This window comes from Paludibacter propionicigenes WB4, assembly GCF_000183135.1.
In the GTDB taxonomy this organism is placed as follows: Bacteria; Bacteroidota; Bacteroidia; order Bacteroidales; family Paludibacteraceae; genus Paludibacter; species Paludibacter propionicigenes.
The window spans coordinates 122,642-138,719 of the sequence record NC_014734.1; the positions used below are offsets into that span (position 1 = coordinate 122,642).

13 protein-coding genes and 1 tRNA gene are annotated in these 16,078 nt (G+C 39.3%); 2 read left to right on the plus strand and 12 right to left on the minus strand.

All coding sequences use genetic code 11. The features are described from left to right. Window positions 1-9 precede the first annotated feature (9 nt). From fucP to PALPR_RS00580, 12 genes are all read right to left on the minus strand, one after another. Window positions 10-1,335 carry an L-fucose:H+ symporter permease gene (fucP, locus tag PALPR_RS00525; protein WP_013443637.1) on the minus strand — a complete coding sequence of 442 codons (1,326 nt, stop codon included), beginning with the start codon at window positions 1,333-1,335 and terminating at the stop codon, window positions 10-12. A gap of 23 nt (window positions 1,336-1,358) precedes the next feature. Then, the gene (locus PALPR_RS00530; RefSeq protein ID WP_013443638.1) at window positions 1,359-2,273 is read right to left on the minus strand and encodes a carbohydrate kinase family protein; all 915 of its coding nucleotides are present in this window, start codon (window positions 2,271-2,273) and stop codon (window positions 1,359-1,361) included. Between the two features lie 71 nt (window positions 2,274-2,344). Further along, window positions 2,345-3,346: a LacI family DNA-binding transcriptional regulator gene (locus PALPR_RS00535; protein WP_013443639.1), complete on the minus strand. Its 1,002-nt coding sequence runs from the start codon at window positions 3,344-3,346 to the stop codon at window positions 2,345-2,347. A 222-nt stretch (window positions 3,347-3,568) separates the two neighbouring features. Next, window positions 3,569-3,642, minus strand: a tRNA-Met gene (locus PALPR_RS00540). 155 nt (window positions 3,643-3,797) lie between these two features. Next, on the minus strand, window positions 3,798-5,912 hold the full coding sequence (locus tag PALPR_RS00545; RefSeq protein ID WP_013443640.1) for a prolyl oligopeptidase family serine peptidase: 2,115 nt from the start codon (window positions 5,910-5,912) through the stop codon (window positions 3,798-3,800). 76 nt (window positions 5,913-5,988) lie between these two features. Further along, the gene (locus tag PALPR_RS00550; protein WP_041620088.1) at window positions 5,989-7,398 is read right to left on the minus strand and encodes a CCA tRNA nucleotidyltransferase; all 1,410 of its coding nucleotides are present in this window, start codon (window positions 7,396-7,398) and stop codon (window positions 5,989-5,991) included. Between the two features lie 189 nt (window positions 7,399-7,587). Further along, the gene (locus PALPR_RS00555; RefSeq protein ID WP_013443642.1) at window positions 7,588-7,986 is read right to left on the minus strand and encodes a hypothetical protein; all 399 of its coding nucleotides are present in this window, start codon (window positions 7,984-7,986) and stop codon (window positions 7,588-7,590) included. 145 nt (window positions 7,987-8,131) lie between these two features. After that, a complete protein-coding gene (locus PALPR_RS00560) occupies window positions 8,132-8,482 on the minus strand; it encodes a hypothetical protein (RefSeq protein ID WP_013443643.1) in 351 nt (116 codons plus the stop codon). A 39-nt stretch (window positions 8,483-8,521) separates the two neighbouring features. Further along, the gene (locus PALPR_RS00565; protein ID WP_013443644.1) at window positions 8,522-8,995 is read right to left on the minus strand and encodes a DUF2059 domain-containing protein; all 474 of its coding nucleotides are present in this window, start codon (window positions 8,993-8,995) and stop codon (window positions 8,522-8,524) included. 407 nt (window positions 8,996-9,402) lie between these two features. Continuing rightward, on the minus strand, window positions 9,403-10,680 hold the full coding sequence (locus tag PALPR_RS00570) for a glycoside hydrolase family 57 protein (protein WP_013443645.1): 1,278 nt from the start codon (window positions 10,678-10,680) through the stop codon (window positions 9,403-9,405). An 89-nt stretch (window positions 10,681-10,769) separates the two neighbouring features. Beyond that, a complete protein-coding gene (locus tag PALPR_RS00575) occupies window positions 10,770-12,020 on the minus strand; it encodes a glycosyltransferase (RefSeq protein WP_013443646.1) in 1,251 nt (416 codons plus the stop codon). A 95-nt stretch (window positions 12,021-12,115) separates the two neighbouring features. Then, window positions 12,116-14,056, minus strand: a complete 1,941-nt coding sequence (locus tag PALPR_RS00580) for an amylo-alpha-1,6-glucosidase (RefSeq protein WP_013443647.1) — start codon at window positions 14,054-14,056, stop codon at window positions 12,116-12,118. Window positions 14,057-14,407: 351 nt separating this feature from the next. On the opposite strand from PALPR_RS00580, the gene PALPR_RS00585 reads away from it, so the two are divergent. Together PALPR_RS00585 and PALPR_RS00590 are read left to right on the plus strand one after the other, a co-directional pair. Further along, window positions 14,408-15,106 carry a rhomboid family intramembrane serine protease gene (locus tag PALPR_RS00585; RefSeq protein ID WP_013443648.1) on the plus strand — a complete coding sequence of 233 codons (699 nt, stop codon included), beginning with the start codon at window positions 14,408-14,410 and terminating at the stop codon, window positions 15,104-15,106. A gap of 2 nt (window positions 15,107-15,108) precedes the next feature. Continuing rightward, window positions 15,109-16,074 carry a hypothetical protein gene (locus PALPR_RS00590; RefSeq protein ID WP_013443649.1) on the plus strand — a complete coding sequence of 322 codons (966 nt, stop codon included), beginning with the start codon at window positions 15,109-15,111 and terminating at the stop codon, window positions 16,072-16,074. The last annotated feature ends 4 nt before the right edge of the window (window positions 16,075-16,078 follow it).

A 16,078-nucleotide genomic window follows, 5' to 3' on the forward strand; every position in this document is an offset into this window, starting at 1 on the left:
GTGATTTTATTAATCAATGGCTTCTGTTTTTTCTTTGTAACCTTTAATGCCGTAATAAGCTACCACAGTAAAACATATTAATGGAACCACAATTGCTTTCCCTATGCCGAAATGAACTGAAGCCAATCCCATGATAGGTGTAATCAACGCGCCACCGATGATGGCCATAACCAATACTGATGCAGCTAGTTTGGTATGCTCACCCAAATCCCGTATTCCCAATGAGAAAATAGTAGGATACATGATCGACATAAAGAAACTGGTACCAACCAATGCCCAAAGTCCGATTGTGCCGGGAAATGCCAGTGCAACACTGATTAAGCATATATTAATAGCAGCATAAATCCAAAGCAAATTATGTCCTTTAAATTTTTTCATCAACGCAGTTCCAATAAAACGACCGACTGTAAATACTACAAGTGAGATAGTAAGGAAATTGGCTGCGGTTTTTTCAGGAGTTCCGGGAATAGTGCCTTGTATGTAGCGGATTAAAAAGCTCCAGATACAAACCTGTGCCCCTACGTAAAAAAACTGAGCCATAACAGCTTGTTTGAAATGCCGTTTTGCAAAAATGAATTTAAGAGTTTGTCTGGTGGTTGAAGTTCCATGTGCTTCTTCGTCTTTCACAACGGGAAACTTCGTAATCAGAATAACCAGTGCAGCTATGATAATCACTATTCCAATGATTAAATATGGAGTCTGAACGGCATGTACTTCCGACGAATAATAAGCCTTTACAGCTTCCGGCGACATTTTGGCCAACTGATCTTTGGTGTGTTCAACGCCCGAAAGGATGAAATTTTGGCCAATAAGAATTCCTGTTATACAACCGATTGGATTAAATGACTGAGCCAGATTCAAACGCATGGTGGCAGTTTCGGGACTACCCAAAGCCGATACATAAGGATTGCCGGCTGTTTCTAAAAATGTAAGACCTGAAGCAATAACAAAAAGTGCAACCAAAAAGAAGCTATACGACGCATTTTCGGCGGCAGGATAAAATAGTAAAGCGCCTGTAGCAAATAAGAAAAGACCGATGACAATACCTGTTTTGTAATTAAACCGACGCATGATGAGTGAAGCAGGGATAGCCAGTGAAAAATAGCCAAGATAAAAAGCCGATTGTACGAGACCTGATTCAAAATCTGTTAGTACAAAGGTTTTTTTGAACTGTTGGATGAGAATGTCGTTAATACTACCGCCCATTCCCCACATAAAGAATAAACTGACAATAAGAATTAAAGGAAGCACGTAACTGTTCGTTTTTTGTGCAGTGCCTGAAGTTGTTGTTTCAACATCGACCGACTTAACTGATGTTGCATTTGTTGTTTGCATAATAATTAGATTTTATTGGTTTGTTATGAAGTTTGTTTTTGGAAAATATAAGATTCAAGTTTTGCAATATCATAGGCTGGACATGCTCCTTCGTGCGAAGCTACAAAGGCTCCTAGTCCGGTGGCGTAGATCATGCATGTTTCAGGCGATTCGCCTTCAAATTTCTTTGCTAAAAATGCCGCTAAGAATGAGTCACCGCTTCCACAGGTATCTGCTACTTGTACTTTGAAGGCAGGGAATGAGTATGATATTGATTTTGTGTAATAGCTTGCACCTTCTGCACCTTTGGTGACGATTACTTCATCGATATTGAATTCATTCTGTAAAAATCGAACTGAAGCTTCTTCGTCAAATTTGTTATTGGAAAACCAGGTGATGATTAATCCCAATTCTGATTCATTCAGCTTTAGTAGATTGCATTTTTTGAGTAAGTATTCAATTGTTTCTGGCGAATAAAATGGTTGACGCAGGTTGATGTCGAATACATTAAACTTTGCTTTTTCTATGAGTTGATATAGTGTTTCGCGCGATGTTTCATTTCTTGTGACGAGGCTTCCATACACAAAGGCATCTGCTTCGCTTACAAGACTGTCGTTGTCAACTCCGGACGTGATATAATCCCACGAAACTGGTGAATGAATGGAGTAACTCATTTCGTTTCCGGGGAGTACGGTAGCTATAACCTTGCCGGTTTCATAAGCCTGATCAATCTGACAGTTTTCGATGGGAATGTTCCATTCTGTAAGCAATTTCAGCAACTTTTCACCTGCTTCGTCATTTCCTACGCGACTAATCATTCGGCTGTCAACTCCAAATTTGCGTAAATGATATGCTACATTCATAGGTGCTCCACCTGGCTTTGTTTTTGTGGGGAAGATATCCCATAATATCTCTCCGTAACATACTACCGTTTTCTGTTTTTCATTTGTTGTTTTCATGTTCTTAGATTTTTTTGATTATTTAATTTGAATCTAGCTTGTTTAATCGTTTAAACATTCGAGTAAAAAAATTATTTTTGATTTATAGATGAATTTCTAATTACCAGTTCTGTTTCAAGTTCAATTGATTCGTTGTTTTCTTTGTCATCAATCGTCTTTAAAAGTAACTTTATGGATTCACTTCCCAATTCGTTTAAAGGCTGTTTTACATAGCTTATCGGAGCGTAAAACAAGTCAAATGCATCTGTTTCATCAAAGCCAACAACAGCGAGCTGTTCGGGAATTCTAATACCAATTTTGTTGATATATTTTAATCCGGAAACTGCCAATAAGTTTGAAGTGAAAAATATGGCATCAACAGGATTTGGGTCGGCCAGAAACCAATCAATGGCAGCAATAACGTCTTCATTGATTGAATTGATTTTAACTTCACCTACAAGTGCATTATCGGCTAATAAATCCACGGCACCCCTGATACGTTCGTTCAAGTGAAACAGTGAGGTTTTATATGCAACTACTCCAATGCGTTTCCGCCCATTATCAAGCAAATGTTGAATGGCTTTTTGCGCAGCACTAAAGTTATTAATACTAACTGAATTGGTTTTGATGTCTGGGTAGTAGCGGTCAATCAATACAAAGGGCACATTGATTTTTTTAAGATGTTGAACCTGGGATTCAGTCTGTTCGGGTAAAGCTATGATTAATTCATCTACCTGACGGTCAAGGAAAAGCTTGATTAAATCACTTGTTTTTTCGATACTTTCGTCGGAACTTCCAAAAATCACAGAGTAACCGTAATTTTTAGCTTCATCTTCAATGATACGTGCTATTTGGGAAGAAAAGGGGTTGGATATATCAGCTACAATTAAGCCAATGGTAAAAGTCTTTTGTGCTTTCAGGCTTCGTGCAATTTGATTGGGACGGTAGTTAAGGTCTTCTGCAGCTTGTCTGATTTTAGCTGCTACATCTTTATTAATTCTGTCTTTTAACTTATTGTTCAACACGTACGATACCAGAGCAGTTGAAACTCCAACATGTTCTGCTATGTCTTTGAGGGATACATTCTTTTTCATGAACGTAGATGATTTTTTGTGTTGAACAGATTTATTGGCACAAATATATGTTTAATCGTTTAAACTGATTTGTTTTCGGCAGAATATTATTATATATTGATTTAAATATACATTAATTCACATTTATATCGTCGGAATCTGAAGTTGAGCCTTGGTTACAAGGCTTTACATTGTATGAAGCAAATAAAAAAGGAAGCTCATTACTGAACTTCCTTTTGTGTGTAGCGGGAACGAGAGTTGAACTCGTGACCTCCGGGTTATGAATCCGACGCTCTAACCAACTGAGCTATCCCGCCATTTTTCTAAAGCGGTGCAAAGATAGGCTTTTTGGCGTATTTGACAAAGGGTTTCGCTTAAAAAAATGGAATTTGTTCTTGAACGCAAAGCAGGAAGAACTATAAACATTTGATATTTAAAGCGTAACTATCAACTAATAACTGTCAATTATCCATTAAAATGTTGGTTTCATACCCAGATTATACATTACAAACGACCACATATCGGTTTGTGCCTCGATAACCTTGCCTACCGGTTTGCCGGCTCCATGACCCGCTTTTGAGTCAATTCTGATTAAAGTTGGTTTTGTTCCGGCATTGAGTGCTTGTAACGTGGCGGCAAACTTAAAGGAGTGAGCCGGTACCACGCGGTCGTCGTGATCGCCTGTCATAACCAAGGTGGCAGGATATTTTACACCAGCGCGGATATTGTGCAGTGGCGAGTAGCCTTTCAGGTACTCAAACATTTCTTTGCTCTCACCGCTGTTACCGTAGTCGCTCGTCCATGACCAACCGATAGTGAACAAATGGTAGCGGAGCATATCCAGTACACCTACTTCGGGGATAGCCACTGCATACAGGTCGGGGCGCTGAGTCATGCAGGCACCAATCAGCAATCCACCATTGGAACCACCGTCTATAGCCAATTTCTTTTTGGATGTATAACCTTTGGCGATAAGGTATTCGGCGGCGGCAATGAAATCGTCAAACACATTTTGTTTCTTCATTTTTGTTCCGGCCAGATGCCATGCTTCGCCATACTCGCCACCACCGCGCAGGTTGGCCACCACGTATATTCCTCCATTTTCAAGAAACGGTATACGTGCTACACTGAATGTTGGATTCAGGCTGATATTGAAACCGCCGTAAGCGTAGAGCATAAGCGGATTTTTACCGTCTTTTTTCATCCCTTTCTTGTAGGTGATAGACATTGGTACGCGGGTACCGTCTTTGCTGGTATAGAATACCTGCTCGCTGACATAGTCTTCGGGGCGGAAAGATACTTCCGATTTTTGAAACAGTTCTGATGTGTTTTTTGCAGCATCGAAGCGGTAAATAGTAGCCGGGAATGTATAGGAAGTGAACGTGTAAAAAGCTTCGTTATCGTCTTTGTCGCCCGAAAATGCGCTAAGTGAACCGAGCGTAGGGAGTTGCACCTCGTAGAGTTTCTTACCGCTGAAGTCGAAACCGTAGGCATGATTGGTAGCGTCTATCATATATTCCGCCAGAATTTTTCCTCCGATAATGGAGACTTTCTCCAACACGTTGGCAGTTTCGGGAATAATTTCTTTCCAGTTTTCGCGGGCAGGGTTTGCCGGATCAATTTCCATCAATCGTTGTTTTGGCGCTTTCCAGTTGGTGAGGATGTATATTTTACCGTTAACATGGTCTATCACCGAGTAATCGTTATCGAAGCCGGTAACCAAAGGAATAAATGTCGATTCAGGTTTGCTGAGGTCTTTCATTAGCAAGCTGTTTCCGGTAGTAGTTTCGGTAATGGATATAAAAAGAAACTTTTCGTCATCAGTTATGCCGGCATAGCATTCTCTGAGCGGGTGTTGTTTGTCCTCGTACACCAGCTTATCTTGCTTTTGGTCCTGACCAATGGTGTGAAAATATACTTTTTCGTACTCGTTTTTGTTTGAATACTCTTTGCCCGGTTCCGGTGCATCGAAGGCGCTGTAATAAAACCCGTTGCCCTGCCAGTTTATTTCCGAAGATTTAGACCATTTGATATGGTCTGAAAGCAGTTTCTTACTTTCTATATCCATCACGAAGATTTCGTTCCAGTCTGAACCGCTGCGGGCTATGGAGTATCCCAGGTATTTTCCGTCTTTCGAAAATGCCAGGTTTGCCAGCGCCACTGTACCATCTGCAGAGAGCGTATTAGGATCCAGTAATAATTCAGGCTCCGATTTCAGCGTTTTCTGACGATAAAGTACGCTCTGATTCTGAAGTCCGTTATTTTTAAAATAGAAATACACGCCGTTTTTCTTGAATGGCGAACCGTATTTCGGGTAGTTTGTCAGAGCGGTCAATCGTTTTTTCAGATTATCGCGGAAAGGTATTTGCGTCAGATATTTCGAAGTAACTTTGTTCTGGGCTTTTACCCACGTGGCAGTTGCCTTCGAGGTGTCATTTTCGAGCCAGCGATAAGGCTCAGCTACTTTTACACCGAAATAAGTATCTACCACCTTACCTTTGGCGGTAGGCGGATATTTTATTTTCGATTGAGAAAAACATGTTGTGATGATTGACATGCCAATAAAGATTGAAATTAAATGTTTCATAATAACGCTTATTTATGATTATTGATCAGATTCAGACATCTGCTCCATTGCCTGCCAGAATCTGTAACTTTGTTTTTTATTTTTTATCTGTAACGCCCAACTCTTTGGCTATTTGCAGCATATAAGCATGTGCCGCTTTATATTCGTTGGGGATGATACCATCCAGAATGGCATCTTTTATACGCATTTTTATATCGCCGACAATGGCCGAAGCCGGAAGATTAAAAGTCTCCATAATCTCCTGACCGCTAATCGGTGGTTGAAAGTTTCGAACCCGGTCTTTTTCTTCTATTTCTTTTAATTTGTTGCGTACCAACTGAAAATTAGAACGGAATCGTTTTACTTTCTCAGGGTTTTTGGACGTGATATCTGCTTCGCACAGCGTCATCAAATCGTCAATGTCATCGCCCGCTTCGAACAGCAGTCGCCGAATGGCCGAGTCGGTTATCTCTTCTTCGCTCAGCACAATGGGACGCATGTGGAGCGAAACCATTTTCTGAACATATTTCATCTTCTCGTTGGTAGGCAATTTCATTTTACGGAAAATCTCCGGAATCATTTTTTCGCCTATAAAGTTGTGGTTATGAAAAGTCCAGCCCAGTCGACTGTCAAATCGTTTGGTGCGTGGCTTTCCTATGTCGTGTAGCAGCGCCGCCCAGCGTAACCAAAGATTATCGGTCATTTCACAGAGTCCGTCGAGCACGGCCAGTGTATGATAGAAGTTGTCTTTGTGACCGATACCATCTTTTGTCTCTGCACCTTTGAGCGCCAGTACTTCAGGAAAAATTAATTCCAGCAGTCCGGTCTTTTCCAATAAAATAAACCCTACTGATGGTTTACGCGACGCCATAATTTTGTTCAATTCGTCGGCAATTCGTTCTTTGGAAATAATTTCGATGCGCTCTTTGTTCCGAACTATGGCATCGAAGGTATTTGTTTCGATAAAGAAGCCTAGCTGAGCCGAGAACCGAATACCGCGCATCATGCGCAGTGGGTCGTCAGAGAAAGTTATGTCAGGATTGAGCGGTGTGCGGATAACAAAATTTTTCAAATCTTCAATTCCGCCAAACGGATCCACCAATTCGCCATATCGGTCTTTGTTCAGGCAAATAGCCAGTGCATTGATGGTAAAATCACGTCGGTTTTGATCATCTTCCAGTGTACCGTCTTCCACTATCGGCTTGCGCGAGTCGCGTTGGTACGATTCTTTGCGGGCACCCACAAATTCTACTTCCAGGTCGTTCAGCTTTACCTGTGCCGTACCAAAGTTTTTAAAGACAGTGAGTTTAGCTTTTTTTCCGAGTTTCAATGCCACTTTTTCGGCCAGTGCAATGCCGCTGCCTACCACCACTACATCTATATCTTTCGATGGTCTTTTTAGGAAAATATCGCGGACAAAACCACCGATAACGTAGCATTCCTGTTGTTGTTCGTCGGCAGCTTCGGAGATGATTTTAAATATATTATCTTGTAGAAATTCTTGCATAAAGTCCTTATCCGGTTTTGAGAACACAAAAGTAAGTGAATAAATTCAAACGGAGAAATCAAACTGTCTGCTGAAAGAATAAAATTGGAATGTAAATGCAAAAAAGAATACGTTTAACTGTTTCACCAGCTAACCCAGGCTATTATGTTGTGTTGAATAAGTCGGTTGTCTGTTTGTATATTTATACTTTCAGTTTCGCTGTATGAATTTCTTGTTTTTCTCTTTGGTATAGCTGTTTTCAGCGATAAGCACTGGAATAACTACAATAATTACCGAGAATGCAAATCCGATAAGCACCAACTTGTACCAGTTTAAGTTTGGAGACAACTCATGTTTAAATACTAGCAATGCAGATAGTACTCCCCAAATAAGAAGGAAAATGAACACAATAGGTTTTGCTCGTTTTCGGTTAGGTGTGTTTGTCGGGTTTGCGTTATTCAATTCCAAAACATGATTCCGATAATAAAGATAAATAAGCGCACTTAATACGAGAGTGATTTTCATCGAAATCATGTAGATTAAAACTACTACGATAATCAGACTCAGAATATAATAAAATATGGTAGTAGATAAAGAAGATGTTTTCATAGAATATAATCTGAAAAAGGTTGGTAATTTATGGTTTAATAAATATCCTAGTCTGTGGTTTCAGCTTTAATGAATATGTTTTGGTGCTTAGTTCTAATATACGCACAACCACCTGAAGCGGTTGTGCGTAACATAACAGATAATCCTACATTTTGCTAAAATAAAGTGCCACATACATAAACAGGACAATAAATATCAATATGCCTGTAAGAATGGCAAATATCTTAGTGACTCTTTTATTTTTCTTGAAAGGAATCAACCAATGAAAAAGTGTGAATGTTGGCAAAAAGCATAATATGAAAAGTCCTTTTGCATCCGAAGGGTTTTTTAGCGATAATAAATAAAACACGATGTAATAACACAGCATAAAAACTATTATAAAGCGGGCATAATTGCCCGATAGCTTTTTTGTAGTAGCTGAGTACAAAAAATATATAATTGCGATTAAAATAAATATAATTACATCGCCATTAAAGAGTATGCTAAATTTTTCCATGATTTTTATTGATTTATTTTAGTTAAGAATCTGCAGAGCTTACTCCGCAGGTTTCAACTTAAGTGCCGAATCAGCGATACTTTTCTGCAATTCGGGTATGTACTTTTGCATGAGTATTTTGGTCATTTCCATTTGCATCTCAGGTTGTTTTTCAATCATTTTCTTTCCAGTAGGGGTATTGTAAAAAACAATCAGATCTTTTATCTCGTTTTCGGTAAATAACTTATCGTAAATAACTACTAGATCTTCGTCAAGCATTTTTTTGCACATATCTTTGGCTGAATTCATCAACGAACTCATGAACTGATTTAGAGCTTCAGATTTAGCTGGGTCAATATTTCCTTTAGGTAGTTGTGCTGTGATTGTCGGAATGATGGCTCTAAATGTTTTTTCCATAGTCGAATCAACTTGCATTGAGTGGAATAATTGTTTAATGGATTCTTGTTTGGTTTGAGAAAATGAAGTAAAAGTTGCAGCTGCAAAGATGATTGATAAAAGGATGGTTTTTTTCATGATTATTTATTGTTGATTTATATGTATGTATTTTATAAATATGGAAAGTTAGTGAATTGTAGTATACTGTGTTAATGCTCGATAGCAAGGGTTTGATAATAAGTTGGGTAATGAATACATATTTCTTAACGTAAGTGAAGTACAAATATAAATAACAAATTTTATATATCAAAATTTTAATCACTGTAAATTTGCTTTATTTGTGTAATATTCTAAATGAGATACAACAATTAAAGAGGCCTTTTTAATATTTTGGTAAATGTTATTATTCATGGAACTTTGCAACATAGCAATATATTTTCGGGTACAGAGTAGGTTGAATTCGGTTGACTGTAGGAAATATATATCACAAAAAACCCGCTATGATTTTTCATAGCGGGTTTTTGTTAACGTACTTAAAGATGAGTTTACTCTTCTGTCTTTTTGGCTTTTCTGGCACGGAGTTTTTTCAGTTCTTCTTCCAGTTTTTCAATTTCCTTTTCCTGATTATTGATGGTTTTAAGCAGTTCGTTCAACTCCTCGTTTTCGATAGTGGTAGGATATTGTTCATCCACTCGTTCCAGAAAATCGGCCAGTATGTTCATGTAGTTCATAAAAGCGTCGTACGGGGTCTCAAAGTTGGTTCCCCAGGCATCCTTGTGACTCATGTAGCGGAAATGATCTGTTGACTGTAGTGTCAGCCAGTCGCGCAGCAGGGGCTTGTCGGTACACATACGTACTCGCTCGCCAACAGCGTATAACTTGTTTAAAGCTTCTTGCTGGAGGTCGTTCCCCATCCAGGGTGTCAAATCCTTATCGGTGCCAACCCAACTGATAGGGTATGGAACGGACAATGCACCGGCTGAGTCGCTCTTTTTGCTCAATTCAGACGGAAGCACAAAGTTCATTTGTTGCTCCAGCGCATGATACGGCAATGCTTTGAGAAATTCGAAGATACCCGATTGGGCAGATTGAATCATACCCAGTACCTCGTATCCCATTCCAAGGTTGATAACTGCTTCTTCGGCTGGGAGGGCGGCAATGGAAGCAATGAAACTTTCGGCAGTCATAGACATATTCGAAAACCGGAAGGCAATATCGTCGCTCAGGCGGTTATTCCTGACTAATAGTTTTAATTTTGGGAGGTAGGAGTGATTGTAAACATAGTTTGGGCTTTTCCAGCCTAAAATATGTTTGGCTTCATCTATCATCATGGTTTTATATCCCATTTTATAGACGAGTTCACCTACCTCGTCGGAATAAATAAGCTCCGAGTTGAATAGTGCCGTCGGGCGTTTGCCAAAAAGTGCTTCTATTTTGTCGGCATGCATTTTCACTTGTCGTTCAAATTCGTTGGCATCGAAAATAGAAGATAATGAATGAGCATAAGGTTCGGCAAAAAACTCAACGCTGCCGGTTTTAGCGAGGTCTTTGAAGCTGTCTATAACCTCAGGGGCATATTGCTCAAGCTGTTCGAGGGTTACGCCCGAAATAGAGAATGCACAGCGGAATTTGCCGTTAGAACTTCGGATCATTTCTGAGATGGTTCTGTTGGCAGTAAGGTACGATTGCTCAACCGCATTACGCATCCGATCTTCTGTCTGAAAATCATCGTAATAGTAATGATCTTTACCTATTTCGAAAAAACGGTAGCGTTTCAAGCGAAACGGAAGATGAATTTGAAAATAAAAACAAATGTTTCTCATGTTATTATCGATATTTGCCTTGCCTTAGCAAGACGATATTTACTTATATTTCTTTTAGTTACTGAATGGTTTGATAACGCTAAACCTCATTACATAACACTTTCATAAATTTTACGCACCTTTAATCCGGCATCGTACCAGCTAATGTTATTTACCTCCTCGCGCCCAAGCTCGCGTAAACTGTTGTACATCGCCGGGTTTTTTACAATGGCATAAATGGCATCTGCCATAGCGTCAATGTCCCAGTAATCGGTTTTAATGGCATGTGTCAGAATTTCTGCACAGCCCGATTGTTTTGATATAATAGTCGGCGTACCAACCTGCATCGCTTCAAGTGGCGAAATACCAAAGGGCTCAGAAACTGATGGCATAATGTAAACGTCACTCTCAGCAAGCATTTCGTGTACTTGATTTCCTTTCAAAAAGCCGGTGAAATGAAACCGATCGGCTATTCCGCGTTTTGCAGCAAGATCTATCATTGCCTGCATCATATCGCCGCTACCAGCCATTACAAATCGCACTCCACTTGTTTTTTGCAGTACCAGATGAGCTGCTTCAACAAAGTATTCAGGTCCTTTTTGCATTGTAATGCGTCCCAGAAAAGTGACCACTTTGTCCTTTCGGGGAGATTTTGTAAATGAGTCGATATTTTTCAAGGGATCTACAGCATTATGTACTGTGGTTACCTTTCGTGGATCCTGATGGTATTTTTCGATTACAATTTTTCGGGTCAATTCGCTCACCGTCATGATATGGTCGGCCATATCCATACCCCGTTTTTCAATTCCATAAACGGTTGGGTTTACCTGTCCGCGGCTTCGGTCAAAATCGGTGGCATGAACGTGAATAACCAGCGGTTTTCCGCTGATTTGCTTGGCAAAAACTCCTGCAGGATAGGTCAGCCAATCGTGCGAGTGGATAATATCAAACTCGGTCTGATGTGCCAAAACACTTGCCACCGCCTCATAATTCGATATTTCCTCAATCAAATTATCGGGATAGCGCCCCGAGAAATCGATACAGCCCAAATCGTTGGTGTATATCCTGCTATAGTCGTATTTTATGCCGTTGCGAAGCGAGAAATATTCGTCAGGAGACATAATCCAACCAATTCGTTGATTTACGTAATCCCAGGTGTTTTCTTTCCATACCACCGGAACGTTGCAGGCACCTATTATTTTTAAAAAACTCTGATCCTCGTCACCATGCGGTTTGGGAATTACGAAGGTGATTTCCATATCCTCCTGCAATGCCATTCCTTTCGTCAACCCATAGCTTGCCGTTCCTAATCCACCCAGGATATGGGGAGGAAATTCCCAACCAAACATTAATGCTTTCATGCGTTCATTTTTATTTTTTAATAGTTGTCGCATGGAACTCGCAACGAACATGGCTTTTTTTGTTTAAAACTCTGTTTTATAGCTCGTTTCATGTATTATTCTTTTTCGTATTTTTCCAATAAGTCTAACACTCTCAATATCTCAGCCACACTCATGGCAAACGACATTCCTCCATGTCCTTTAAACGGAGGATTTCCATCAAATAGTTCAGGTAGAGAACCAACGCACAATTCTGTCATCTCAGCCTCAAAACCGACAAGCATTCTTTCAAGGAAAGATTTACCACTTTGTTTGTAAATTTTCAAGTATGCTCTGGCAAACGCACCAAAGGTATAGGGCCACACAGGACCGTTGTGGTAATTTCGATCCCGTTCCAATTGTCCGCCAACGTAATTTGGTCTGTATGAGCCGCTTTTAGGGCTTAATGTCCTTAATCCTTTTGGTGTGAGAAGTTCTTTGGTTGTAATGTCCAAAACAGATTTTTGTTGCTGTTTGTTCAATGGTGAGAAGGGTAATGCCACCGCCCAAATCATGTTAGGTCTGACTTCCCAGTCATTATAACTACCATTCACATAGTCATATAGATAAGTTCCGTTCCAGAACGTATTGGTGAATGCTTCACGGGTTATTTCGCCTTGGTAATCGAGCAAATCAGCTGCATGATCATTCCCTTTTTCGCGAGTCAGTTGTGCTGCAAATTTGAGTGCGTTGTGCCACAAAGCATTTATCTCAACCACATAACCGGTTCGGGGAGTGATAGGGTAACCGTTTTCCATGGCATTCATCCATGTGGCGGGTTTCTCCGTTCCGTTTACATACAGCAAGCCGTTGCTGTGCAGAAAAAGATTAGGATGATTGTGCTTACGAATGAACTGAATAATATTGGTTACTAATTTTTCGTATCGGTTAACCGCTTCAGACAAAGAAACTATTTCGGCAAATTGCTGAACTGTCCATATAAACCACAGCAAAACGTCCGGATCATCAATGGCTTCAAGCTTAAAACCGGTTCTTTCACCTCCGATAAAACGCTCTATTTCCGGAATGGCAGTTTGCATAATCGCATCAAAATAGTCCATTCTGTTCACGGTGAGTGTGCAGCCCGGCAATGCAATAAATTGGTCGCGGGCTCTGGCACCGTACCATGGATAACCTGCCAGTAAATAAGTTTTATCGCCTTCTCTTTTATAAAATTGTTCGGCTGAGTTTTTAAGGCAGGCAAACATATCGGTTCTGGGATTTCTGCGCAGCAGTTCTTCTTCCCAAAGCGATTTTAGTTTACGTGGGGAAACTTCAGACACTCCTGCCGAAAAAATAATGGACTCACCTTTTTTTATCGGCAATTCGAAATAGCCGGGTACCAATAAATCTTCTTTGTACTCATAACCACGTTCCTGCTCTTTATAGTATTCAATGTTTTTATACCAATAAGGTTGGTGGTTGTAAGTTACTTTTTTTGAAAACTGCATGTGCAGATACGGGTATTTTTCGTATAAACGCATGCTGATACCATCCTGAACTTCAGTAAATGATGTGTCGGCAACACTATTTTCATGTGTCAGCTCATTTACCCCCCGAAATGCCAACAGAGGTTTAAATCTTAATAAAGTTGCCGAATGAGCTTCAAGCAATGTATATTTAATCAGAATGCGTGGTTCAAAAGAAACTAACATTCTCTCTTTAGAAAGAATTACGCCTCCCACACGATAAATAGTACGTGAAACAATCTCGCAGTCGAACTGACGAATGTACTTGTGTCCGTTAGGACTAAAATTATTCCCCTCAAACTTGTGAATGCCTAAATTGAACTCAGCTCCATGCTGAATAACAGTTTCGTCCAACGATGATAGCAAAACATGATTCGAATTATTTATTTCCGGAATCGGCATTACAAGCTGTCCGTGATATTTCCTGGTATTGCAATCAATTAAGGTTGTGCTGTTGTATGTTCCGGCTCTGTTGGTCCTGATCATCTCTTTTGAAAGAGATTTTTCAAGGTTTATCAGCAGGGTTTTGTCAAAATTAAGATAACTCATAAATTTATACTAAGATTTGATATTCATATTGGGTTACACCGAAGCATTAAGAATTATTGTTATTGAGAACGTAACCTAATACTGAGTAGGAGAATTTTTTCTTATTTTATCGACTGCAATATATAATACTTTTTTGGAAAAAAAAAGGCTTTTGTCGATAAATTTCCGCGTTTTGTAAAGGTTTCAGAATTATTTAATTTGCACAGCAGCAAATGCTCATATATGTGTTATTAACTACTCAGCATCTTGATGTATATCTTCATATTTTATAAATTCCTATTTTTGTTTGCATAAATACGTTAACTTCAACAGGAAATTGTAACTTTGTGCCGAAAACAAAATAGGTAATACATGCTTAATGAGCCCGATAATTCTTCTGAAAAGCGTCAGTTTGTCAATGCAGCATTTATTCCGGCTATTCTGGGGCTATTGATGGTATTAAGTTTTTTGTTAGAAAAGGGGATGGATTGGGATTTCCATACCGGTGGAATTTTTCCACGCCGTGTGGAAAACATTTGGGGAGTATTTACGCTTATTTTTATTCATGCCGATTGGGGACATTTAGCCAACAATGTGATTTCTTTTGTACTTTTGAGCAGTTTTCTTTATTTCTTTTATAAGCCGATTGCCACTAAAGTATTATTGATTTCGTACGTTGTCAGTGGTTTAATTCTTTGGGTGATAGGAAGAGAAAGTTGGCATATTGGCGCCAGCGGCCTGATTTATTCGATAGCGTTTTTTCTCTTTTTTAGTGGAATTATTCGTAAATATGTACCACTTATTGCTTTGTCGCTGGTGGTTGCGTTTATTTATGGAAGCATGATTTGGCATATCTTTCCCTTGTCGGTTGAAGATACTATATCTTGGGAAGGTCACCTCGCCGGCGGACTTGTAGGCATTGTTCTGTCAATATGGTACAGGAAGGAAGGTCCCCAGAAACCGGTAGTTCAATGGGATGAGGATGAAAATGAAACTGACGATAATATTTTAAATGAAAGCGTGGAATCATACGAAAATAATGATACAAAAACTCTGGAAATAAACGAGTAAATATGGAAAAAGATAAATTGAAAGAAATTAATTTGTTACAGCTTATCGCTATGCTGTTTGATTGGTTAGGCGGCTTGTTGAAATCTGTACTTGAAGGTTTAGGTTACTTGCTGAGGCTTTCTTATCGTCATGCTTTGATAACGATAATTATCACTGGTCTGGCTGTTGGTGCCGGTTTGTTTTTGTCCAGACCCTCCGCCCGCATTTATAAAGCCGAAGCCATGGCTATGATTTATGGGTCAGAGGCGCAGACGGTAAAGGAAATCTGCAAGCAACTTGAGAATTCAATATCTACTAACAATCTGTATTCTTTGTCGGCTACGCTTCAGATTCCTGATAGTGTTGCCCGAAATATTGTCCAGTTTCAATCGTTTTATGTTATAGATTATCTGAAAGATAAGATCGCTGACAGAGTGGATTTTGATAATAATCATCCATTGACAGATACGTTGAATGTTAGAATGACAGATAGACTTTATTTCAGAATAAAAACTAAAAATACAGGTCAAATTCCAATTGTTCAAAAAGCATTGCTGAATTATTTCAACACTAATGAGGTGATGAAAACTCAGTTTGAAAATAAGAAAAATGAATTGAAGCAAGAAATTGACATTTGCAATGCAGAATGCAAACGCATTGATAGTTTGGCTAAAGTCTCGTACTTTAAAGATGTAGACAAACAAATTAAATTTGAAAACAACAAACTGATAGTTGGAGAACAAAAGAAACAATTATTTTACGACGATTTGCTTAATATACACAAAGCAAAATCAAAAGCTGAAATTCAGTATGTAAATTATAAACAACCGATGGCTTTGCCTTCAGGCTTTGCCGTTATTCAAATTCCGATTAATGGCAGTGTAAAATATGGGGTTCTTGGTTTGTTAATAGGCTACTTGGTTTCGCTTATCGTAAGTGCATTGTTCGAGAATCGCAAGAAAATAGCGAAATACCTCAATCGTAAATAGTAGC